Annotated in this window: 17 protein-coding genes and 1 pseudogene; 8 read left to right on the forward strand and 10 right to left on the reverse strand. The window is 61.3% G+C overall.

What is annotated here, in order from left to right; all coding sequences use genetic code 11:
- Positions 1-17: 17 nt before the first annotated feature.
- Together I6L37_RS19530 and I6L37_RS19535 are read right to left on the reverse strand one after the other, a co-directional pair.
- Positions 18-740 (reverse strand): AAA family ATPase, encoded by a 723-nt coding sequence (locus tag I6L37_RS19530; protein ID WP_058059563.1) that lies wholly within the window; start codon positions 738-740, stop codon positions 18-20.
- Between the two features lie 42 nt (positions 741-782).
- The gene (locus tag I6L37_RS19535; RefSeq protein ID WP_216992730.1) at positions 783-2,996 is read right to left on the reverse strand and encodes a DNA-binding protein; all 2,214 of its coding nucleotides are present in this window, start codon (positions 2,994-2,996) and stop codon (positions 783-785) included.
- Positions 2,997-3,428: 432 nt separating this feature from the next.
- Here I6L37_RS19535 and I6L37_RS19540 point away from each other — a divergent pair, with 432 nt between their 5' ends.
- From I6L37_RS19540 to I6L37_RS19555, 4 genes and pseudogenes are all read left to right on the forward strand, one after another.
- Positions 3,429-4,223 carry a helix-turn-helix transcriptional regulator gene (locus I6L37_RS19540; RefSeq protein ID WP_234781335.1) on the forward strand — a complete coding sequence of 265 codons (795 nt, stop codon included), beginning with the start codon at positions 3,429-3,431 and terminating at the stop codon, positions 4,221-4,223.
- Between the two features lie 240 nt (positions 4,224-4,463).
- Positions 4,464-5,528, forward strand: a pseudogene (yiaY, locus tag I6L37_RS19545) (L-threonine dehydrogenase); the annotation flags it as partial.
- Between the two features lie 144 nt (positions 5,529-5,672).
- Positions 5,673-6,011 (forward strand): outer membrane protein assembly factor BamE, encoded by a 339-nt coding sequence (gene bamE, locus I6L37_RS19550; protein WP_026457574.1) that lies wholly within the window; start codon positions 5,673-5,675, stop codon positions 6,009-6,011.
- Between the two features lie 65 nt (positions 6,012-6,076).
- Positions 6,077-6,706, forward strand: coding sequence for an NAD(P)H-binding protein (locus tag I6L37_RS19555; protein WP_216992731.1), 630 nt, complete (start codon positions 6,077-6,079; stop codon positions 6,704-6,706).
- Between the two features lie 113 nt (positions 6,707-6,819).
- Here the strand turns inward: I6L37_RS19555 and I6L37_RS19560 are convergent, their stop codons facing one another.
- Together I6L37_RS19560 and I6L37_RS19565 are read right to left on the reverse strand one after the other, a co-directional pair.
- Positions 6,820-8,514, reverse strand: a complete 1,695-nt coding sequence (locus I6L37_RS19560; protein ID WP_216992732.1) for a pyridoxal-dependent decarboxylase — start codon at positions 8,512-8,514, stop codon at positions 6,820-6,822.
- Positions 8,515-8,703: 189 nt separating this feature from the next.
- A complete protein-coding gene (locus tag I6L37_RS19565; protein WP_216992733.1) occupies positions 8,704-9,720 on the reverse strand; it encodes a lipoate--protein ligase A in 1,017 nt (338 codons plus the stop codon).
- 465 nt (positions 9,721-10,185) lie between these two features.
- Between I6L37_RS19565 and I6L37_RS19570 the strand changes: the two genes are divergently transcribed.
- The gene (locus I6L37_RS19570) at positions 10,186-12,669 is read left to right on the forward strand and encodes a diguanylate cyclase (RefSeq protein WP_216992734.1); all 2,484 of its coding nucleotides are present in this window, start codon (positions 10,186-10,188) and stop codon (positions 12,667-12,669) included.
- Positions 12,670-12,743: 74 nt separating this feature from the next.
- Here I6L37_RS19570 and I6L37_RS19575 read toward each other — a convergent pair whose 3' ends face one another.
- From I6L37_RS19575 to I6L37_RS19595, 5 genes are read right to left on the reverse strand one after another with little or no spacing between them, the layout of a single operon-like run.
- A complete protein-coding gene (locus I6L37_RS19575; protein ID WP_216992735.1) occupies positions 12,744-15,917 on the reverse strand; it encodes an efflux RND transporter permease subunit in 3,174 nt (1,057 codons plus the stop codon).
- Positions 15,880-16,905, reverse strand: coding sequence for an efflux RND transporter periplasmic adaptor subunit (locus I6L37_RS19580; protein ID WP_216992736.1), 1,026 nt, complete (start codon positions 16,903-16,905; stop codon positions 15,880-15,882). The genes I6L37_RS19575 and I6L37_RS19580 overlap by 38 nt, the downstream gene beginning before the upstream one ends.
- 40 nt (positions 16,906-16,945) lie before the next feature.
- Entirely contained in the window at positions 16,946-17,380 is a 435-nt protein-coding gene (locus tag I6L37_RS19585) for a YeeE/YedE family protein (RefSeq protein WP_201940244.1), read from the reverse strand.
- A 13-nt stretch (positions 17,381-17,393) separates the two neighbouring features.
- Positions 17,394-17,807: a YeeE/YedE family protein gene (locus I6L37_RS19590; protein ID WP_201940246.1), complete on the reverse strand. Its 414-nt coding sequence runs from the start codon at positions 17,805-17,807 to the stop codon at positions 17,394-17,396.
- A complete protein-coding gene (locus tag I6L37_RS19595) occupies positions 17,807-18,121 on the reverse strand; it encodes a metalloregulator ArsR/SmtB family transcription factor (RefSeq protein ID WP_042028406.1) in 315 nt (104 codons plus the stop codon). The genes I6L37_RS19590 and I6L37_RS19595 overlap by 1 nt, the downstream gene beginning before the upstream one ends.
- A gap of 107 nt (positions 18,122-18,228) precedes the next feature.
- Between I6L37_RS19595 and I6L37_RS19600 the strand changes: the two genes are divergently transcribed.
- From I6L37_RS19600 to I6L37_RS19610, 3 genes are all read left to right on the forward strand, one after another.
- Positions 18,229-18,414 (forward strand): DUF2892 domain-containing protein, encoded by a 186-nt coding sequence (locus I6L37_RS19600; RefSeq protein WP_124238345.1) that lies wholly within the window; start codon positions 18,229-18,231, stop codon positions 18,412-18,414.
- Positions 18,415-18,774: 360 nt separating this feature from the next.
- Positions 18,775-19,149 (forward strand): hypothetical protein, encoded by a 375-nt coding sequence (locus I6L37_RS19605; protein ID WP_216992737.1) that lies wholly within the window; start codon positions 18,775-18,777, stop codon positions 19,147-19,149.
- A gap of 207 nt (positions 19,150-19,356) precedes the next feature.
- Positions 19,357-20,085, forward strand: a complete 729-nt coding sequence (locus I6L37_RS19610) for an MgtC/SapB family protein (RefSeq protein WP_216992738.1) — start codon at positions 19,357-19,359, stop codon at positions 20,083-20,085.
- Between the two features lie 87 nt (positions 20,086-20,172).
- Here the strand turns inward: I6L37_RS19610 and I6L37_RS19615 are convergent, their stop codons facing one another.
- Entirely contained in the window at positions 20,173-21,201 is a 1,029-nt protein-coding gene (locus I6L37_RS19615; RefSeq protein WP_061475539.1) for a substrate-binding domain-containing protein, read from the reverse strand.
- Positions 21,202-21,203: the final 2 nt, after the last annotated feature.

A 21,203-nucleotide genomic window follows, 5' to 3' on the forward strand; every position in this document is an offset into this window, starting at 1 on the left:
TGGGGTATATCTGGCAGCTAACGGCTGCGGCGCACGTCATGCAGCAGTTCGCTGGCGTCTACATCCTCCAGGCGGATGATGCGAGCGTCAGAGGCCATGGCCATCTTCTCGATCTTGTCGAGGGCTGAGACGATGGTACGAACCACCCCGTTGGAACGTTTGCGGATGAGATCCAGCAAGGCATCATCAATTTCCACATCCACCTCCAGCATTTCGCTGGCAATCAGGGACACATCATCGAGATCAGCCGGTTTGAATTCGATCCACTGGGAGATACGGTTAAACAGCTGCTTGCGCTGGCTGATACGGCGGGCAATCTCTTCCATCCCGACCAGGATCAGCGGTTGTTCGGTGGCATCGTAGATATCGCGCAGGGTCTCCATGATGCGGGCATTGCCGACCACGTAATCAGCCTCGTCCACGAAGATGGCCAACTCTTCGGCTCGCACGGCTTCGACAATGCTATCGACCTGGGCCCGCAGGTTATGGCGCTGGGGAATGCCAATCTCTTTGGCGATCTGCTCCAGCAGGCTGGTCACCGTGTCGGCCTTGTAGCAGCGGACATAGATGCCGTTTACTTCGTCCTGGTTGAACAGCCACTCCACGGCTGTGGTCTTGCCAAAGCCGGAGGGGCCGTGGATCAGGCCAATGCCCGGCACGATGCTGGAGCGGTTGAGCAAGTTATCGAGCAGTTGCTCGGTCTTGATCATGTTTTTGACTTCAACGATCTTGTGTTTCATAGTGTTTATGTCCTTTATCTATGGTTTAAACAGGGCTGCACGTTATCCATTGGCTTGGTTCTGACGTGTGGCCCTCACTTCATCCAGATGGCGATTTATCCGTTTTGCCATCAGCTTGTGGCTGTAGAGATACTTGGTCAGCCACTCCTTCTCCCGCTCGGTCAGCGGTGAATCCAATTCTTTTTCGGCCAAATGGATGGCCTGTTCGTATTCGGTTTTTAGCGCCCGAGACTCCTGCCCTGCCGTGGCTTCTACTCGCTTGGCTTTCTCCTCGCGTCTTGCTTCGATGGCGGCCAATTCTGCCGCGCTGAACCCGACCGGATCACTGGATGCCGCAACCCCTGTCAGGGCGGCAAGCGCCGGGTTGTCGAGGTTCAGATCCGAGCGCTTGAATTGGGCCACATCCTTGGCCTGCTCAACAAAGTGAGTGACCACATCCTGGTGCAGCTGGTCGATGCCAAATGTCTTGGCCACATTGCGCATCTCGCGGCGGAAGCGGGCCAGCACCTTGGCATCCTCACGCTTGGCGGCACGGAATGCGTCTGGACTGATGCCATTGCCGAGCAGTTCGGTATTGATTGCCTCCACTCGCTCTCCCCAATCTCCGGTGCGGTACAAGGTGGCGCGACCCACATCGTTCGGATCGAGAAACACGCTGACCCGCTGGCCCTTCCAGGTATGCTCCAACAGTTCAGGGGCGCTGTATTTCAGGCTACCGGCCTTGATAAAGCCTTTGGAAACGGTCGCCTCACCGATATGGTTGAGCAGCAGATCCAACGCAGACTCATCGGTAATGGCCCGGCGCTGATAACGGGCGCTCTGGTACTTCTCGTTTGGGGTCATCCCCAGTGAGCTGTGCTTTTTATTGTGGTAACGGGCATCCAGCCAGTTATCGAGCAGGGTCTGCAGCTCTTGGGCAGTCATCGCCAACTCATAAATTTCTTTTTCCGCATCCGGTTTGCGCTTTTCTTCCAACCGCTGGGCAAAGCTCTTGCGGGCTTCAATCACCTGCCGGTCAGCCACGCAGTGGCCTATATAGGAGGGCAACAACTCGATCAGACCGTGGCTCAGGGTGCGGAAAAATCGCTCGATAAAGGGCTTTTCCCAACCCGAATAGGCATTGGAGCGGCTGACATTGATATCCAGCAGGGTGCAGATCGACATGACACGCTGACTCACGTAGTCAGAGCCGTTATCGGTACGCATCACACCGTTGTCGTTGAGGGTGCCCCAGGCCAACAAGGTCTTGCGCAGCAACAGGCAGATCCCCTCACTGGATGAGCTCTTGGCCACCAGCAGACGAACGCGACGGGTATACACGTCGATCACCGCGATAATGCTGTGACGGCCATCCACCAACATGGCATCGACGGGAGTGCTGTCGAACTCCCACACATCGTTCGGCTGACCCATCCAGGGATACATTTCCTCGATGGCTGTGCGGTATTTGTTGTTGTAGGCATCCGGGTTGGTGGCATAGGTAAAGGCCACTTTGTTTTCAGCCAACCACTTGACCATCCAGCGGCGCAGGGATGACTGGCTGGGGATATGCCATCCCAGCTTGTTCATCTCGTTGTACTCGGTGGCAAGCTCATGCAGAGCGCCCCACTTGTTGGCCAGGTGTGGCTTGGCCGTCACCAATGCAGTGAGGAACTGGGCCAACTCAGGGCTTTGCTCAACGGTTGAGGGCCGTTCACGCTGATAATTGCCAGCCAGTGCGGCTGGGCCTTCATTAGCCAGCGAGCTTTGCCAACGGCGCAACGTGATCAGGCTGAACGGTTTTTGCCGCTCATAGACGCTGGCTGGCAACTGCAGGCTGCGGGTACGGTATGCCTCGATAAAGATCCGGCGACCAACCTCCCCTTGCTGGCAGGCGTGATAGGGCGCCAGAAAGATATCGGCGGCCTGCAAAATCAGCAGTCTGGCATCTACTTTTTTGCGTGGGGCTTCGCTCAGGGTCAGCAGTTTGCGGCCAGCATCAGGCTTGACCGGGCGCTCCCGCTCCAATAGCTTGGCCATCGCCTTGCCGCCAGCACTGTGATCGGTCACGGCCTGACCTTGCTCAGCCACAGCCTGCTCCGCCAGATAACGACGGGTTTCTGCTGGCAGTGAACTGATGTGGAACTCGCTGCCTTTACCTACTTCCCTTGGCCTGGATTTCCAATTCTCTTTGCTAGCCCGGATCCGAATTGCGCGATCTGTTGCAGGCAGACCAGGCAAACCGGCCAGTTTAATCGAAGTAAACCACTCACTCATGGTCATGCTCCTCACCTGACTCGGCCCCTTGCTGGTAACCAATGAACTCATACAGCTCTTTCATGATCCTGTCGGCAAGGGATCCATCCCGTGGTAACCGGTTAGTGTCAGGCGCGTACATTTGAACATACAGCTGGACTGTTCGTGGGTTGTAATCACGAGACAGGGCCCATGCACGACAGCTTGAGCCTTTGGCTACAAGGTGTGCATGTATGTGTTTCGCGCTTCGTATTTCCATCGGTTCATTCCGTGTTAATATCCGTTGGTTATTCGCATTGCGTACACTTTACATTTATACGCACTGCGAACATTCGTGATTATTGATCCGTTTCGTACGCACGTCAATCACTAGAAATGATAAATGTACGTTTCCGACACTCACAAATGTACGCATAATGAGATGCGCTTTTAACTGCTTGATTTAAAAGGGATATGATGGAATCGGAAAACGAGAACCAGATCGGAAATGCAGATCCGTTTCTTAGGAGTGGGATCGGATCCTTCCCTGAGCGTTTAACTGAGGTCATTGGTACCCAAAGCGTGCGCTCATTCGCAGAAGAGATCGGACTCTCAGAGGGCGCTGTCCGCACCTTTTTAAAAGGCCGCATTCCCAGAGCTGATGACGCTCTCGCCATCGCGCGGGCAAAAGGCGTGGATTTGGTTTGGTTGCTGTCAGGTAGCTCAGCCGATGAGCCAGCATCAGCTAATCCCTCGACTCACACGCTCAACGAAGAATATAAAAAAGACAACAATATCAAGGTGATATCAGAGCCCTCTATTTGCTACAAATGGGAGGAGTTTGATGAAGAGTATGTGCTGATCGACGGCTACCACATCTCGGTGAGTGCCGGGCATGGCGCGTTTAATGATGACCATAGTGTTAAACGCAGGCTGGCGTTCCGCCGTAAGTGGCTCAAATACCGCCAGTTGAACCCAGATAACCTGGTAGTGGTGTTTGCCAAGGGGGACAGCATGGAGCCAACCATCCATTCTGGCGACTCTATCCTGGTGGATATAAGCCGCAACCAGATCCAGGATGGCGGCCTGTTCGTGCTTCGTCTGGGGGATGAGCTCTATGCCAAGCGGCTGCAGAAGCGGGTTGATGGCGGGGTGAACATCATCAGCGACAATAAAACCGGATACGACACCCTGGCGGTTATGCCGAACGAGCTGGACTCGTTGAGCATCATTGGCAAGGTGGTTTGGCTCGGGCATGATTTTTTTTAACCACCCCCGCTTCATTTTGGGGTTTAAACACCAGATTAAACCCCAAAATGCGTTGCCGAGACCCCACCTCTAGTTTTCATTTTTGGCGCATTGTTTCTTTGAGTCGTGCGCAATCTTTCATTTTGGCGCCGCGCGCGCCTGGTACCCTCCGATCGCCGTCTAACCCTTGTTCATCCTTGAGTTTGTCCCACGAACTCCCACTTACTTTCGGCTGCTCCCGGTTTTTCATTCTTGGTGGTGGGTTACAGCAAGGCACTGATCGTCACCGACAAGATCCTCAACCAAATCGGCGTAGTGACCAAGCTCACCGCCCTGCTGGCACAAAACGGCATCGACAGCGTGGTATTTGACGAGACCAAGCCCAACCCCACCACCACCAACGTGGAAGCGGGTCTGGCGATGATCAAGGCCAATGGCTGCGACTGTGTCATCTCTCTGGGCGGCGGCTCCCCCCATGACTGCGCCAAGGGGATCGCCCTGGTGGCGGCCAACGGCGGCAACATCAAGGACTACGAAGGGGTGGATCGCTCCGCCAAGCCGCAACTGCCGCTGATTGCCATCAACACCACGGCCGGCACCGCCTCCGAAATGACCCGTTTTTGCATCATCACCGACGAGGCCCGTCACGTGAAGATGGCCATCATCGACAAGCACGTCACCCCGCTGATGTCGGTCAACGACCCCGAGCTGATGCTGGCCAAGCCCGCTGGCCTCACCGCAGCCACCGGCATGGATGCCCTGACCCACGCCATCGAGGCGTATGTCTCCACCATCGCTACCCCGGTGACCGATGCCAGCGCCGTCATGGCGATCCAGCTGATTGCCAAGCACCTGCGCACCGCCGTCAACCAGGGCGATGATCTGCACGCCCGCGAGCAGATGGCCTATGCCCAGTTCCTGGCCGGCATGGCGTTCAACAACGCAAGCCTTGGCTACGTGCACGCCATGGCCCACCAGCTCGGCGGCTTCTACGACCTGCCACACGGGGTCTGCAACGCCGTGCTGCTGCCTCATGTTCAGGCCTACAACGCCCAGGTGAGCGCCGCCCGTCTGAAGGATGTGGCCGGTTTCATGGGTGTGGATGTGAGCGCCATGAGCGACGAGCAGGGCGCTGCCGCCGCCATCGAGGCGATCAAGGCCCTGGCCCGTGATGTCAAGATCCCGGCCGGCCTCGAACAGCTCGGCGTCAAGGTCGATGACTTCGACACCCTGACCAACAACGCCCTGAAAGATGCCTGCGGCTTCACCAACCCGAAACAGGCGAGCCACGAGGAGATCGTCGCCATCTTCCGTGCCGCCATGTAACCGGGCCATCACTGCGCCATGCCATCAAGGGTCGCAATGCGGCCCTTTTTATTGGCTGATGGATCAATGGCTTTTTACTTCCGTGGAGGGAGTCGGTATGATTTGCCGAGCCAAAAAAGACTGTATGGATGATCTGAACTCGATATGCGGATGAAACACCTGATTGCCGCGGCCCTGACCGCCCTCACCCTCTCCGGTTGCAGCCTGGTCTATCGTATCGATATTCCCCAGGGCAACTATGTGGAACAAAAACAGGTCGACAAACTGCGCCAGGGCATGACCCGCGAGCAGGTCAGCTATGTACTGGGAACCCCCATGCTGCGCGACGGCTTCGATCCCAACACCTGGTACTATCTCTATGAATTCCAGCCGGGGCGCGGCGAGAAAGAGCGCAAGGAGCTCACTCTGACCTTCGCCAATGACAGGCTCACCACGGTGACGGGAGACTTCCCGCTGCCCGCAGCCTTCAATACCCCGCTCTGATATATCGCAAAACCGGCCTCGCGCCGGTTTTGTTTTAGTGAAGGCATGATGCCAGGGAGAACGCCATGAGCCGTATTCTGATAGCCGGGGCCAGCGGATTGATCGGCCGCGAGCTGGTAAAGCAGATGCCCGTCGAGCATGAGCTGACCCTGCTCTGTCGCAAACCGGGGGAGGCCCCCCACCACTGGTTGCCGGTGGACTTCGACAAGCTGGCCGAAGTGACCCTGCCCCAACCGGTGGATCTCGCCTTCTGCGCCCTGGGCACGACCCGCAAGGCGGCAGGCTCTGCCGAGGCGTTTCGCCGGGTCGATCTCGACTATGTGTTGGCATTTGCCGATCTAGCCCGTCGCCACGGCTGTCAGCGTCTTGTGGTGGTCTCGAGCCTGGGAGCCAATCCAGACTCCCCGGCCCTCTATCCGCGCACCAAGGGACAGATGGAGCAGGCCCTGCTAGCCCTGCCCTGGCAGCGGCTTGCCATCGTGCGCCCCGCCATGCTGCTCGGCCATCGCTCCCCTCCCCGCCTCTCGGAGCAGTGCTTTCAGGCTATCTACCCGCTGTTTCGCCCGCTGCTGCGGGGCAAACTGACCCGCTGGCGCGCCATCGAGGCCCATCAGGTGGCTCACGCCATGCTCATGCTCGCCCGCCAACCAGCAGGGATCGAGATCGTCGAAAACGAGCGGCTGCTGGCCCTCTGATCCCGGCACTACGACAATGTAAAAGGGCAAGCCACTGGCTTGCCCTTTTTTACTTGGCGCGTTTTCGACGCAGCCCGCTGCCAGCCAGTGTGACCAGCAATAACGCCCCCTGCTTAACCGCGAAGGTGTTCGATAAAGGCGTCGATCTGCTCGCGGCCGCAGGCCGGGTTCATAAAGACCGCCTTTTCCCCGGCAATGTAGGAGTAACGCCCACGCGCGTCGTAATCGGAGCGGGCCACCGCCTCGACCCAGTTGGTGTAGAGCCCCACCTTGCCGCGCCCCTTGAAGATCTGGCGGTGCCAGTCGGTGTTGCGCGCCAGCCGCGCCTTGTAGGCAGGGTCCGTGCTGCGCGCCAGCTCGAAGGCGAACTCGGCCTCCGGATCCTGCACCCACTCGGGGTTGTAGATCTTGAAGCCCACGCTCGGTCCCTGGTTCTCCTGGGCCACCAGCTTGACGTTGCCAAGCTGGCTCAGACGGAAGCGGAAGTAGTTGGCATTTTGCAGGCAGTGGGCCAGCACGGTGCGATACCCCTCGACCCCCAGGTAGTTGAGGGCCGCGTAGGCGCCGAACAGGCCGCTCGCCCCGCGGGAGCACTCTATGGTGGACTGCAGGTGGGTGTGACCCTGGATGTCGCGCTCGAAATAGGAGAAGTTCTCAGGGTCGTTCTCCATCGCCTTGAGATCATCCTGCTCCTTGATCATCACCAGGCTCGAGGTATAGGGCACATAGCCCCACTTCTGGAAGTCGACGGTGAAGGAGTCGGCGTATTTGAGCTCGGCAAAGCGTGCCACGTTGCGTTCGATCCCTGCCAGGGTCGCGGCGTTGATGGCCAGCGGGTTGGCGGCAAAATCGTAATCGAGGAAGAAGATCATCGACCAGCCGATGGCGGCGTCCACATGGATGTGGGGCTTGACCGCCACCTCGAAGCGCTCGCACAGGCGATCCCGCAGGTCCACCACGGGTTTGACCTGATCCACCCCGAAGGTGTCGGTGGTGCCCATGGTGAGCATGATGGTGGGCACCACGTGCTTCAAGGCAAAACAGGCGGTCAGGGTACGCTCGAGATCGACCAGATCGATGTCGTTGTTCTCGCCGACCTGGATGCGGATGGTCTTGTTCTCGATGTCCACCCCGAGCAGGGATAGGTTGGTGATGTTGGAGTAGTGGCCGCCCTGGGAGTTGATGATGCGGTAGTCCTGATAGTGGCCGAGCCCCTTGTGCTTGGCCTCGGGCAGGCTCTTGCGAATGCCTAGCAGGTAGCCGTAGAGGTTACAGAAGGTTCCCCCCTGGGTGAAGATGCCGGTGGCGCGCTCGGAATCGTAACCCGCCAGCAGCGCGATTTGGCGCACCACCTTCTTCTCCAGCTCCTCGGCCACCCCGGCGTACTCGGAGTAGACCAGGTTGGGGTTGGCGAGGATGCCCATCTGGGCACCGTAGATGGCGGGATCCGCCGACATGGTGATGACGTTCTCGACGCTCGAGGGGTTCTCCCAGTCTTTGGACAGTGCGCCGGCAAACAGCAGTTCGGCCATGGGCTCGCCCGGGGTGCGCATGGCCGCCGGCACCGGCATGGTCTCGCACAGATCGGCGAGGCGGGCGCGGCCGTCCGGCCAGGCATTCAAGCGGGCATCGGGGGCCAGACCGCGACGACGAAATTCATTGAGGGTGGCAAAACCGGGTTCGCGGAACACAGGCCAGAGATCGGGATCACGTGAGAAAAAATTGGCTTTGACGGTGGCAAAACGGGCAGCAAAATCGGGGGGAACGGCGTTGACGCCTTCATCTTTCAGATAAACCAGGTCACTCATTTTTATACCATTAGTACTGCAAGTGTGCGGTTCTTATACCGCTCGGATCACACCATCAACAGCGACAATATCTAATGGGCTCCCCTACTTTTTGTCATGCATGAGTGATGACGGGGGCTGGCAGAAAGGGGCCTTTTGAGCACCCCTTCACGTTTTGTTACCTGGCTCACATTTTGGCTGACAAGTCGATCAACGCAGCGCCGTCCGCAACCAGGTGACAAACTCGGCCAACTCATCGTGCCGGGACGGGTAGGCCGCAAGCCAGGGTTGCAGGCACGCCTCCAGCGCCTCGGGTTGATAGGGGCAGCCGATCAGACGCTCGCCAAGCAGCTCGAACGGGGCCGGGTCCAGGATGTCGCCAAAGAGCCGGGCACGACTGATGGCCCCCTTCTCCACATCGAAATGCAGCTCCACCCCACCCCAGCCAAAGCGTTCCTCCAGCAGATGGGTAAACGCCGGGGCGTGACCAAAGTTCCACTCCCAGCTGCGCTGGCGGGCGAAGGTTTCGGCAAACCCCGGCAAGTCTGGCATCCGCTCGGGGGAGATGTGCTCGGGCTGAACCTGCTCACCATAATGGCTGAAAAACGCCTCGCACAGGGCTTGGCTCACCTGCTGATGGTCGATGCCGGGGAGCAGTTCGCTCAGGTTGGCCACCCGACTGCGCACCGAGGTGATCCCCTTGGCCGCCAGCTTCTTGGGATCGGGATTGAGGTAGTTGGCAAGCCGGCCGAGATCGGCGTCCAGCAGCAGGGTGCCATGGTGAAAACCGCGATCCAGGGTCTCCCGGTAGGCCGAGCCCGACACCTTGCGATCCCCGTCCGGGGTGGCCACCAGCAGATCGTTACGGCCGGAGGCAAAGGCGCTCACCCCGAGCCGCTTGAGTGCATCCAGCACGATGGCAGTGGAGATGCTCTTGTCATAGCCGGGCTTGCCCGCCATGAAGGTGAAGCAGCTGTTGCCAAGGTCGTGGAACACGGCGCCACCGCCGCTGCTGCGCCTGGCCAGGGTCACCCCGTCCTCTTCCATCCGGCGGGTGTTGCACTCCTTCCAGGGGTTCTGGGCGCGGCCGATCACCACGGTATTGGCGTTGCGCCACAGGAAAAGCACCCGCTGGTGCGGGTCCATCTGGCGGAAGATGCACTCCTCCACCGCCAGGTTGAAGTGGGGATCGTGGGAATCGGAGATAAGCAGACGCAGAGTAGCCATGCCGTTGCCTCGTAACGAAAAAGAGAGGGCCATGATACCACCCGGCCCCTCTCCTTTGCCCCCCTATCCCGTCCCGGCTTGCGGTGTCGTTACGGGCTCATTTCACTCCATTTTTTCTACACTCGGTCAACATGCCAGACACAGGCAAACAACACTCAAATGACTATCTCGCCCCGTTCGCTCATTTATTGACGGATTACTTGAAAAAAAGCGTCATTCAGTACAAAGTCAGCGCAAAATCAGGGTCAAACGCACCAGTCTTGAACAACAAGAGGCCTGCAATCGGGCCTTTAAGGGGTCCGTTTGTAGCCATAATAACGATACTCCAACTCCAATCGTGATGAACGACACAAAAACGACATATTGGCAGTCTCATTTTGCTCCTAAAGGTGCGCCTGCCCCCTATCCCCCCCCAATGGAATTGATTACTCTGGCGATAGCAGCCGCTATCGAGGGGACCCCTGTATGACTCGAGCCCACGCCCTCCTTTTCCCTGCCTGGCATCGATGTTCCCGGTTTGTCCGCCTGCTGTTCGGATCCACCACTCTTCTCCTGTTTTCCCCTCAACTGTTCGCCACCGAACAGCTCACACTGCAGCTCAACGGACATCACCAGTTCCAGTTCGCCGGTTACTATGCCGCCCAGTTCAAGGGTTTCTATCGGGATGCCGGTTTGCAGGTCGAACTGCGCGAAGGAGAGCCCGGCATGGACACCACAGACTCAGTGCTCTCGGGCCAGGCCGGTTACGGTATTGGCAACAGCGATCTCTTGCTGGCCCGCGTCGCCGGCAAACCGGTCGTCGCCCTGGCGGCCATGATGCAGCACTCCCCCTTGGCCATCCTGACACTGCCGGACAGCAATATCCTGCACCTCTCCGATCTGGCACAAAAACGCGTGAGCCCGGATCCCTCGTCCAGGGAACTGATCGCCTATCTGCACACCCGCTATCCGGATGCCGCACCCACCCTGGTGCCCTACCAAAAGGGGAGCTCTGCCCTGCTGCAAGGGGAAGCTGACGCCATCGCCACTTACGGCACAGACGATGCCTACCAGCTGCAACACCAGGGGCTCCCCTACCGCCTCCTGCGTCCCATCGACAGCGAGATCGACTTCTACGGCAATATCCTGTTTACCTCTGAGCGCGAACTCCAGATGCACCCGGATCGGGTGCTGGCCTTTCATCAGGCCAGCCTTAAGGGATGGCGCTACGCCATGGATCATCAGGAAGAGGTGATCAACTGGCTGCTCAGCCACCATCCCAGCGGCTCAGGTCGCGAGCAACTTGCCTTCGAGGCCGACGAAACCGAACGGCTGCTCCAGCCCAATCTGGTGGAGATAGGCTACATGTACAAGGGACGCTGGCAGCAGATTGCCCACACCTATCTCAATCTCGGCCTTATCGCCAACCAGCCTGATCTGGGCCGTTTCCTCTATAACCCGGACAAGGCCCAGGACAACCGGCAACTGCGCAAACTGGAGCAGCGCATCTCCCTTGCCCTGCTGATCGGCTTCTCCCTGCTGACCCTGGTCAGCGTCTTCTGCTACCTCTACCTGAGGCTGCGCCGGGAGAGCCGTGAACGCCAGCAACTCACCCAGCGACTGGCGCAGCGCGAGCGTCACTACCGCTTCGTTGCGGAGCACAGCGCCGACGTGATCTGGACCATGGAGGTGAGCTCCCGCCGCTTCAACTACCTGAGCCCGGCCATCAGCCAGCTCTGTGGCTGGAACCGGGAAGAGGCCATGAGCCTCTCTCTGCCACAGGTGATGCCGGAGGCGTCGATCAAGCGCCTGGACGAGGAGCTGGATCTGGCGCTGGCGGCCTGGCAGCGGGGGGAGCATGCCCAGACCCGGCGCGTCATCCGCCTCGAACTTCACCACAAGGATGGGCAGAGCCTGACGACCGAAACGGTCACCACCCTGCATGGCAACGAGGCGGGCGAGCCCGATGCCATCATAGGGGTCACCCGGGACATCACCGAGCAGGCCGCCGCCGCCCAGACCATGGAGCGTCTGGCCTTCTACGATCCCCTCACCAACCTGCCCAACCGCCGCCTGCTGCACAAACGGCTCAATCAGGCGCTGACGGAGCATCGGGCCCAGCCATTGGCCCTGCTCTTTATCGATCTGGATCACTTCAAGCCGATCAACGACACCCTGGGCCACGAGGTGGGGGATGCGCTGCTGATCATGGTGGCCGAGCGGATGAGCCGGCTTATCGGCAAGGGGGGAATCGTGGCCCGCCTTGGCGGGGACGAGTTCGTGATCATGCTGCCGGGCATGGGGGCCGAGGCGTTGCCGCGGGCGGAGCAACTCCAGCGAGATCTGCTCGCCCCCTACTATCTGAGCTGCGGCCGGGAGCTGCGGATCTCGAACAGCATAGGGATCGCCCTCTATCCCGAGCATGGCCGCACGGCCAGGGAGCTGATGCACCACGCCGATTTGGCCATGTACCAGACCAAGCACGGCGGGCGCGGCCAGGTGAGCCTCTATGCGCCGGATTTGGCGCTCGATCAGGGAGCCCTGCAGTGGAATGCGAGCCACCAGTGCGGGCATCCCCGCATCGATGCCGAACACCACCAGCTGTTCGTGCTGGCCAACCGGCTGCTGAGGCGAATGAAAACCCGCGAGCAGGAGCCGGAGGCATTCAGGCAGGCCCTGCAGGCGCTGTTTGATGCCACCCGCCGCCACTTCGCCTTTGAAGAGACACTGCTCGAGGCCATCGATTTTCATGACAAGGTCCAGCACAAGGAGGAGCACAGACGCCTGCTGTCCCAGGCCCAGGCGCTGGCGGATGCATCGATGGAGGAGCTGGACAACCACGCCTTCCTCAACTTCATCCTGCAGGAACTGGTGGTCGGCCACATGAACAAGACGGATCGCAGCTACTTCGCCCAGGTCAAGGCGCACCTCTACCTGCACGGCGATACCCTGGTCTTCGCCACCCCGTAATGCCGACTGCGCAAGCGCAAGAGAGACGAAGGGAGGTCATGGGACCTCCCTTCGTCTCTCGGTTTGCAGATTGTTCAGGTTTCCTGATGACGACCTGACATCAGGCTGTAGTAGAGCAGCGGGATCACCACCAGGGTGAGCAGGGTGGAGACCAGAATGCCGAAGATCAGGCTGATGGCCAGCCCGTTGAAGATGGGGTCATCGAGGATGAACAGGGCACCGATCATGGCCGCCAGCGCCGTCAGCAGGATGGGCTTGGCCCGCACCTGAGCGGCGCCGATCACCGCCTGCTCGAACGCCATACCGGCGCTGCGCTGCTGCTCGATGAAATCCACCAGCAGTATGCTGTTGCGCACTATGATCCCGGCCAGGGCTATCATGCCGATCATCGAGGTGGCGGTGAACTGGGCCCCCAGCTGGGCGTGGCCCGGCATCACCCCGATCAGGGTGAGCGGGATGGGCGCCATGATGATAAGCGGCACCAGATAGGAGCGGAACTGGGCCACCACCAGCAGGTAGATGAGGATCATCCCCACTCCGTAGGCAATGCCCATGTCGCGGAAGGTCTCGTAGGTGATCTTCCACTCCCCGTCCCACAACAGCGCCACCTCCCCCAATTTATCCGGCTGCTGCACGTAATACTGGGGCAGAGTGATATCGGCTCCGGCGGCAACCATGCCGTAGAGCGGGCTGTCGGCATGGCCCCCCATGTCGGCCACCACCATCACCATGGGCCGCATGTTCTTGTGCATGATGTAGCTGGGCGCCACCTCGTCACGGCGGCCCACCAGCTCGGAGACACGGATGAGCTGGCCGCTCTGGCTGCGCACCTTGAGCGCCAGGATGCCGGCCAGATCCCGCTTGTCGCCGGGGGCGAGCTCGACACGGATCGGTACCGGGTACTTGGCCCCCTGATCGTGCAGCCAGCTGGCATCCTGATAGCCCACGCCGCCGTTGAGGGTGGCCACCAGATCACCGAGATTGACCCCGAAGCGGGCCGCCTTGCTGCGATCCACCACCAGCCGCCACTTGGGCTGAGGGTTGGTCAGATAGATGTCCACATCCACCAGATCCGCCGTCGCCACGAAGCGGGCCTCTACGGCGCGGGCCGCCGCCTCACGCTGATCCGGAGTGGGGCCATACACCTCGGCGACGATGGGTGACCAGACCGGCGGGCCGGGGGGCACCTCCACCACCTTGAGGTTGCCGCCAGCTGCGGATGCGATGGCCTGCAGCGGCGCCCGCACCGACCGGGCAATCTGGTGGCTGCTGCGATCCCGTTCATGCTTGTTCAGCAGATTGACCTGGATATCCCCCACATTGGCGCCGCTGCGGATAAAGTAGTGGCGAACCAGGCCATTGAAATTGATGGGGGCGGCGGTGCCGGCGTAGATCTGGTAATCCTTCACCTCCGGCACCCTGGCAAGCTCCCGACCCACCGCCAGCAGGGTACGCTCGGTCTGCTCCAGGGTCACCCCCTCCGGCATGTCGAGCACCAGCTGGAATTCCGACTTGTTGTCGAAGGGGAGCATCTTGAGCACCACCCACTGCACCATGGGCATGGTGGCGGCGCCCGCCACCAGCAGCAGGATGACCAGCCAGAGCTTGCGTCTCGCGCTCCTGGCGCCGTCACCGATCAGGAAGGGGGTCATCAGTCGGTGAAAGAGGCCGGCCCTGGCCTCGCCGTGGGCGACATGCCCCTCGCTCTTGAGCAGATGGCCCGCCAGCCAGGGGGAGAAGATAAAAGCCACCAGCAGCGAGATAAGCATCCCCATGCTGGCATTGATGGGGATGGGGCTCATGTAGGGGCCCATCAGACCGCTGACAAAGGCCATGGGCAGCAGGGCCGCGATGACGGTAAGGGTGGCGAGAATGGTCGGCCCCCCTACCTCGTCCACCGCGCCCGGAATAAGTGCTTTGAGGGAGCCCTTGCCAAGACCGCGATGGCGGTGGATGTTCTCCACCACCACGATGGCGTCATCCACCAGGATGCCGATGGAGAAGATCAGCGCAAACAGCGACACCCGGTTGAGGGTAAAGCCCCAGGCCCAGCTGGCAAACAGGGTCAGCGCCAGGGTGATAACGATGGCGATGCCCACCACCAGCGCCTCGCGCCAGCCCATGCTCACCAGCACCAGCAGCACCACCGCGGTGGTGGCGAAGATGAGCTTGCCGATCAGGGTGTTGGATTTGGTCTCGGCGGTGACACCGTAGTCACGGGTCACCGTCACCTCGACCCCGGCCGGGATGAGCCGGTTCTTGAGGCTATCGACCCGGGCCTCCACCCGCTTGGCCACCTCGACCGCGTTCTGCCCGGGCTGTTTGCCGATGGCCAGGGTCACTGCCGGATAGCTGCGATCCCCCTGCCCCATCCAGCTGCGCTGGGTCGGGGTCTCCTCCCCAAGCGACACTCGGGCCACATTGCCGAGGTAGACAGGTTTGCCTTCATGGAGCCCCACCACCAGCTCGCGGGCCTCCTGCTCGCTTTGCAGGAACTGGCCCACCTGTACCTTAATCTCCCGGTTGTCCTGCACCACGGCCTGCTCGCTACCCACCTGGTTGGCGGCGGCAAGACGCTGGTTGAGTTCCCCCCAGCTGATGCCATGGGCACTGAGGGCGGCCGGATCCGGCATCACCCCCAGCACGGCGCGCTGGCTGCCCAGGCTGTAGATATCGCGGGTGCCGGGCAGGCGCTTGAGCTCGCTCTCCAGCTCGTGGGCGACCCGGGTCAGCTCGGCGGCCCCCAGCTGCTTGCTCCAGAGCGTCAGGCTGACGATGGGCACATCGTCGATCCCCCTGGGTTTGACCAGCGGCTGACCGACGCCAAGCCCCTGGGGCAGCCAGTCCCGGTTGGAATCGAGCTGGTTGTTGAGATCGACGATGGCCTGCTCGCGGCTCACCCCCACCTTGAACACCACCACCAGCAGGGCGCCGTCGGGGCGGGAGAAGGAGTAGAGGGTGTCTATCCCCTTTATCTGGGAAATAACCTGTTCGGCAGGGGTGGTGACGAGGGATTCGACCTCGGCGGGGCTAGCGCCCGGAAAGGGAATATAGACATCGGCGAAGGTGACATCGATCTGCGGCTCCTCCTCCTTGGGAGTCACCAGCACCGCAAAGAGGCCGAGCAAGAGCCCCACCAGCGCCAGCAGCGGGGTGATGGCCGAGCCCTGAAACAGCGCCGCCAGTCGCCCGGCCGGTCCCAGCTTGTGATCACTCATGAGCAACCTCCTGCTGGCGCGCCCAGGCATCTGCCGCGACCCGATCACCCCCTTGCAGGCCGGCCAGGATCTCGCACTGCCCCTGCCAGCAATCGCCGACCCGCACCGGCGTCAGGGCCCAGCCCTCTCCCTGCCTGAGGTAGACGCCATTGAACTCCCCTTGGCGCAGCAGGGCCTGGGCCGGGAGCTGCAGCACCTGGCGCTCACCGCGCCTCAGCTGCACCTTGAGCCACATGCCGGGCAGTACCCCGGCGGTTTTTGGCGGCAGATCGAGGCGCAGGCGAAAGGCGTGGCTCTGGTTGTCGGCGTAGTTGAAGCGGGTCAGCTTGAGGGGCGTAACGGCCTTGCCATCCGGTAGCAATACCTGCACATCCACAGGTTGACCGGCCAGAGCGAGGGCGGACTGGGGCAGCTCCAGTTCCACTCGCAAGGCATCGAGGGAGAAGCCCGAGAGCAGCGGGGTGCCGGGAGCCACCGTCTCCCCCAGCTCCACCAACCGTTTGGTGACGACCCCGGCGTAGGGCGCCAGGATGCGGGTATAACCATAGGCCTCGCGGGCCTGGGTGAGGGCCGCCTCGGCGGCATTCACCTCGGCGCGGGCGGCGCGATCGCTGGCCTGGGCCGTGTCGAGCTGGGCGCGGGTGATCACTCCCTTGGCGATGAGGGCCTGGAAGCGGGCGAGCTGACGCTCGGCCTCCACCTGCTGGGCCTGTGCCCGCGCCAGTCGCGCCTGCGCACCCGTGACGGCGGCAAACTGCTCCTTGCCGCTGATCTCGAGCAGAGGCTGCCCGGCCTGCACCTCATCGTTCACATCCACCAGCATGCGGGAGACACGGCCGCTGGTCTGGGCCGCCACCGTGCCCTGATTGATGGCGCTGACGGTGCCATCCAGCGTCAGCCAGTCGCTGATCTGGCGAGGAGAGACGGTCAGCACCTCGGCGCTACCAGCCTCGGCGGCCCCAGCCAGGGGAGATGTCATGGCCAGCAGTACGGCCCCCAGCAAACGGATGTTGCCCATGATAATCCTCCTTCCCTGGATGGTGATTCGCGCTATGTCATCAGGCAATGCGAGGCTGGCTCGCCCTCACCCATACCTTGTCGACCAGCAAGATCCCGGCCACCATGGCCGCAATGAACAACAATATCATGGGCTGGCCGCTGGAAATGAGACTCAAGGCTGGCCCGGGACAAATCCCCACCAATCCCCAGCCGATACCAAACAGGGCCGAACCGCCGATGAGACGACGATCCAGCACCGGCTTGGGCAGCACGGCGATGGGATTGCCCAGCAGGCTCAGGCGCCGCGGCTTGACCAGCAGCAGATAACCCGGAGTAAACACCAGCAGGGCGCCCCCCATCACAAATCCCAGGCTGGGATCCCAATTGCCCGCCAGGTCGAGAAACCCTGTGACCCGGGCCGGATCCACCATGCCGGAGATAGCCAGCCCCAGACCAAACAGCAAACCGGCGAGCAAACTTGTCAGCAAATTCATGGCAATCAGCCTCTTAGAAGAAATGGTGAGTCAAAAACACGGTCACTATGCCGGTCGTCATAAAGGTGACGGTGGCCACGATGGAGCGGCGGGACAGGCGCCCCATGCCGCAGATGCCGTGACCACTGGTGCAGCCATTGCCAAGGCGGGAACCGACGCCGACCAGCAGACCCGCCAGCAGCACCAGCGGCCAGCCAGGCAGGGCCGTGAAGTCGGGCATCTTGGCCCACCCCAGGGTCAGGGCCAGCCAGGCTCCCGCCCCCAGTCCCAGCAAGAAGAGCCAGCGCCAGGCCTGCTTTTGTTGCAGGGCTCCCGCCAGAATGCCGCTGATCCCGGCGACCCGGCCGTTGCACAACAACAGGATCAGAGCGGCCAATCCGGCCAGCATGCCCCCGCCCAAGGAGAGCAGCCATTGCGTTTCCATCATCAAGATTCCTTATTTTCAGAGTGACAAAAATGGGTTTGCAACGCCGCCAGTACATCGACGGCGGCCTCGCTCACCAGCGAGTAGTAGATCTGCTGGGAGACCTTGCGCGAGCGGATAAGACCCTGGCGCTTCAATACCGACAATTGCTGGGAGAAGGCCGACTGCCCCAGCTGGCTGTGGGCCAGCAGTTCGCCGACCCCTTTCTCCCCTTCCACCAGTTGACAGAGCACCATCAACCGCTCCGGATGAGCCAGGGCCTTGAGTAACGCAGCCGCCGCGCTCGCGTGGCGGGTCATCTCATCGAACTGTGTCATAAGCAGTAAATTAGTAGTTGCTTATATTTGGTTTTATTCTATAAATAAAAACTAAATTAGCAATACCTAATTTAATGTTCAGCCACCACCAAGGAAAGGAGCAACACATGACGGTAGACAATGGCGTGAGGATAGTCGCAGGCTGCATGCTACTGCTGTCGCTGGCACTGACCCACTGGGTTCACCCGGGCTTTGTCTGGTTGAGCGTCTTCGTCGGAGTCAACCTGATCCAGAGCGCGTTCACCGGGTTCTGCCCGGCGGCCATGATCCTCAAGCGAATGGGGTTTAAATAGCCTGGATCCGAGGTGCCGCATGAAGAGGCAGGCATGGCCCTGGCAACGCCCGATTTGTTGCAAGATGTTGCCAAAAGAGCCTGAAGGTTTACCCGGCCTGGTTAGTTGGCTATGATCCCTGCCTCTTATCAATAGCGGAGACCATCAGTGGGCAACTCATCAAGTGACAGTTGTAGACCGACCCTCGTCGTCGGCACCCGGGTCGCGAGCTAGCCGCAGGTCTTCCTCTGCCGCTTGCTCGCAGCCCTGCGAGAAGCGGAAATCCACTCCCCTTTCTCTTTTTACACTTGACGTCAGGTGACCGGGCCAAGGCCGGGACACCTTGCCTGCATAGTTTCTGCTTCCCACAAGGAGGCTGCTATGCGTTTTGTTTCAACATCGTCTGTCACCGTCCGGATCCACCCCCTGCTGAGCAGACTGGGCCGCGGCTTGCTGCCGCTCTGGCTGCGTGGCAAGGGGCGCCAGCATCACTACCGGCTGCAGATCCGCTGCCAGGATCGCGCCGATATGGAGCAGGTGCTCGACATGGTCAATCACACCCTGCAACCGGCGGGCCTGCATCCCTTGCAGTCTCTGCGACCGGGACGCGGCGGTAGCCGGGAGCTGGTGCTGAGCCTCGACTGCACCCCGCCCCAGCGTCGTTATCTGGTGCAGTTCGTGCATCAGGTCGGGGTTCAGCATCCGGTTCGCTGGGAGCTGCGTCCCCGTCGCGACTCCGAGACCGTGTTCAGTTGACCTGACATCCGGGGCCGGCCCTGTCGGCCCCTTTCCATCCATTCCAACGACCCGCTTGCATCCTCCATGGGCAGGTCTCGTATCCGTGTGCCCTTTTCACGACGACATGGTCGCTGGCGCACGAGACGGCCAGCTGCTGGTAATAAGAGCGCTCAACAGAGTCACTTGCCAACAGGCATGGCCATCCGCTACCAAAAGGAACACACCATGAGAATGTGGCAACAACTCGATGTGATCGCCCTGGGCGATACCCTAGCCAGCCTGCTGCTGGCCTTTATGCTGGGCAGCCTGGTGGGGCTGGAGCGCCAGTATCGCCAGCGTACCGCCGGCCTTCGCACCAACGTGCTGGTCGCCGTAGGCGCGGCCCTGTTCGTCAACCTGGCCCAGCGTATCCACGACCTGCATGGCGGTACTTATGGCGTGGTTCATGTAGTGGCCTATATCGTCTCCGGCATCGGCTTTCTCGGCGCCGGCGTCATCATGCGCGAATCGGGCAACATCCGCGGCATCAACACGGCGGCCACCCTGTGGGGCGTTGCCGCCGTCGGGGCGGCCTGCGGTGCCGGCCTCGCCATGGAGGCGGTACTCGGCGCCCTGTTCGTTCTGGCCGCCAACACCCTGCTGCGCCCTCTGGTCAACCAGATCAACCGCCGCCCGGTAGACAATCTCGATACCGAGGTGACCTGCAAGGTGACGGCGCTCACCTCCCGCGAGCACCAGAAAGAGGTGCTGCACTGGCTGGAAGAGATGCTGGAGCGGGCCGACTACCCCTTGAGCGAGCTGGATATAGCGCCGTTCGGCGAGCGGGACCTGGAGATCTCGGCGGTGCTGCTCGCCACCTCCATCGACGGCGACGAGCTCGATGCCCTGATGCAAAAGCTGAGTATTCACCCTCATATCAAGCAGGTGTTCTGGCATGCCAGCACCGCAGATTGACACCGGCCGTCCCACCGCCCAAGACACAAAAGCCCCGCCAATATTGGCGGGGCTTTTGTGTCTTGGGCGCCAGTCGAGTGACACAGACTAGGCAGTGTGGCTTGCCTGGCGGCGGCTTCGCCAGCGTATGCGCGGATTGATCACCTGGGCGGTCTGGGTGGGGGGATTGCCCGCAATCAGCCGCTGCATCAGCTCGAAGGCGGCGCGGGCCAGGGCCGGGCAATCCTGGGCCACCGAGTCGATGCGCATGGGGATGCAGTCGAGCAGGTCGTGATCGTCGAAGGTGCACAGCCGCATCCCAGTCTCCATCAGCCCCGCCTCGTTGAGGTAGCGCAGCACCCCCTCCAGCAGGGTGAAAGAGGCGGTGAAGAGCCCCTTCGGCGGCGCCCCGAGCTCGGCCACCAGCTCGGCCATCAGCTGATAGCCCGAGCTTGGCTGGTAGTCGCGGTGACGAACCCGGTCTGATGTGGCCTCCAGCCCGGCGCGGTGCAACCCCAGCTCGTAGCCCGCCAGCCGGTGGCGGCTGGGGGAGAGATCCAGCAGGCCGCCGAAGTAGTAGATCTCCTCCCCGCAGCCGGCCGCCATGTCCTGCACCAGCTCGGCGGTGGCCTTGCAGGCATCCGAGATCACCATGGGCAGGCGCGACTCGCCGATGTGGCGGTCGAGCTGCACCACCGGCAGGCGGTCGTGGATGCGGGCATAGATGTCGTCGCTGTGGCCACTGGAGGCGACAATGAGGCCGTCCACCTGGCGGCTGATAAGGTTGTCCACCACCCGCTGCTCCAGGGTGGGGTCATCCTCGGAGCAGGCGATGAGCAGCTGGATCCCCGCCTCCCGGCAGTGGGCCTCGAGGGCGCGGGCGATGCTGGCGAAACCGAAGTTGGTGAGGTCGGGGATCACCAGTCCCCAGGTGTAACTGCGCACCGCCCGCAGGGAGCGGGCATGGATGCTCGGCTGGTAGTGGCACTCGTCCGCCACCGCCTGGATCCGCTTGCGGGTGTCGTCGGCGATGCGGTACTCCGCACTCTTGCCGTTGAGCACCAGGCTGGCGGTGGCCTTGGAGACCCCCGCGAGCGTGGCTATCTGGGCAATCGTGATCCGTTTCTTCTTCTCCACCT

This window comes from Aeromonas sp. FDAARGOS 1407 (genome assembly GCF_019048725.1).
GTDB classification, from domain to species: domain Bacteria; phylum Pseudomonadota; class Gammaproteobacteria; order Enterobacterales; family Aeromonadaceae; genus Aeromonas; species Aeromonas enteropelogenes.

What these genes read in the sequence shown, in the direction of transcription:
- I6L37_RS19590 (WP_201940246.1), bottom strand. Translation starts at nt 17,807, where the DNA reads ATGATGGAAACGCAATGGCTGCTCTCCTTGGGCGGGGGCATGCTGGCC.
- I6L37_RS19580 (WP_216992736.1), bottom strand. Translation starts at nt 16,905, where the DNA reads ATGGGCAACATCCGTTTGCTGGGGGCCGTACTGCTGGCCATGACATCT.
- I6L37_RS19530 (WP_058059563.1), bottom strand. Translation starts at nt 740, where the DNA reads ATGAAACACAAGATCGTTGAAGTCAAAAACATGATCAAGACCGAGCAA.
- I6L37_RS19585 (WP_201940244.1), bottom strand. Translation starts at nt 17,380, where the DNA reads ATGAATTTGCTGACAAGTTTGCTCGCCGGTTTGCTGTTTGGTCTGGGG.
- I6L37_RS19610 (WP_216992738.1), top strand. Translation starts at nt 19,357, where the DNA reads ATGAGAATGTGGCAACAACTCGATGTGATCGCCCTGGGCGATACCCTA.
- I6L37_RS19570 (WP_216992734.1), top strand. Translation starts at nt 10,186, where the DNA reads ATGACTCGAGCCCACGCCCTCCTTTTCCCTGCCTGGCATCGATGTTCC.
- I6L37_RS19595 (WP_042028406.1), bottom strand. Translation starts at nt 18,121, where the DNA reads ATGACACAGTTCGATGAGATGACCCGCCACGCGAGCGCGGCGGCTGCG.
- I6L37_RS19535 (WP_216992730.1), bottom strand. Translation starts at nt 2,996, where the DNA reads ATGAGTGAGTGGTTTACTTCGATTAAACTGGCCGGTTTGCCTGGTCTG.
- I6L37_RS19565 (WP_216992733.1), bottom strand. Translation starts at nt 9,720, where the DNA reads ATGGCTACTCTGCGTCTGCTTATCTCCGATTCCCACGATCCCCACTTC.
- I6L37_RS19575 (WP_216992735.1), bottom strand. Translation starts at nt 15,917, where the DNA reads ATGCCTGGGCGCGCCAGCAGGAGGTTGCTCATGAGTGATCACAAGCTG.
- I6L37_RS19560 (WP_216992732.1), bottom strand. Translation starts at nt 8,514, where the DNA reads ATGAGTGACCTGGTTTATCTGAAAGATGAAGGCGTCAACGCCGTTCCC.
- I6L37_RS19555 (WP_216992731.1), top strand. Translation starts at nt 6,077, where the DNA reads ATGAGCCGTATTCTGATAGCCGGGGCCAGCGGATTGATCGGCCGCGAG.
- bamE (WP_026457574.1), top strand. Translation starts at nt 5,673, where the DNA reads ATGCGGATGAAACACCTGATTGCCGCGGCCCTGACCGCCCTCACCCTC.
- I6L37_RS19605 (WP_216992737.1), top strand. Translation starts at nt 18,775, where the DNA reads ATGCGTTTTGTTTCAACATCGTCTGTCACCGTCCGGATCCACCCCCTG.
- I6L37_RS19600 (WP_124238345.1), top strand. Translation starts at nt 18,229, where the DNA reads ATGACGGTAGACAATGGCGTGAGGATAGTCGCAGGCTGCATGCTACTG.
- I6L37_RS19540 (WP_234781335.1), top strand. Translation starts at nt 3,429, where the DNA reads ATGATGGAATCGGAAAACGAGAACCAGATCGGAAATGCAGATCCGTTT.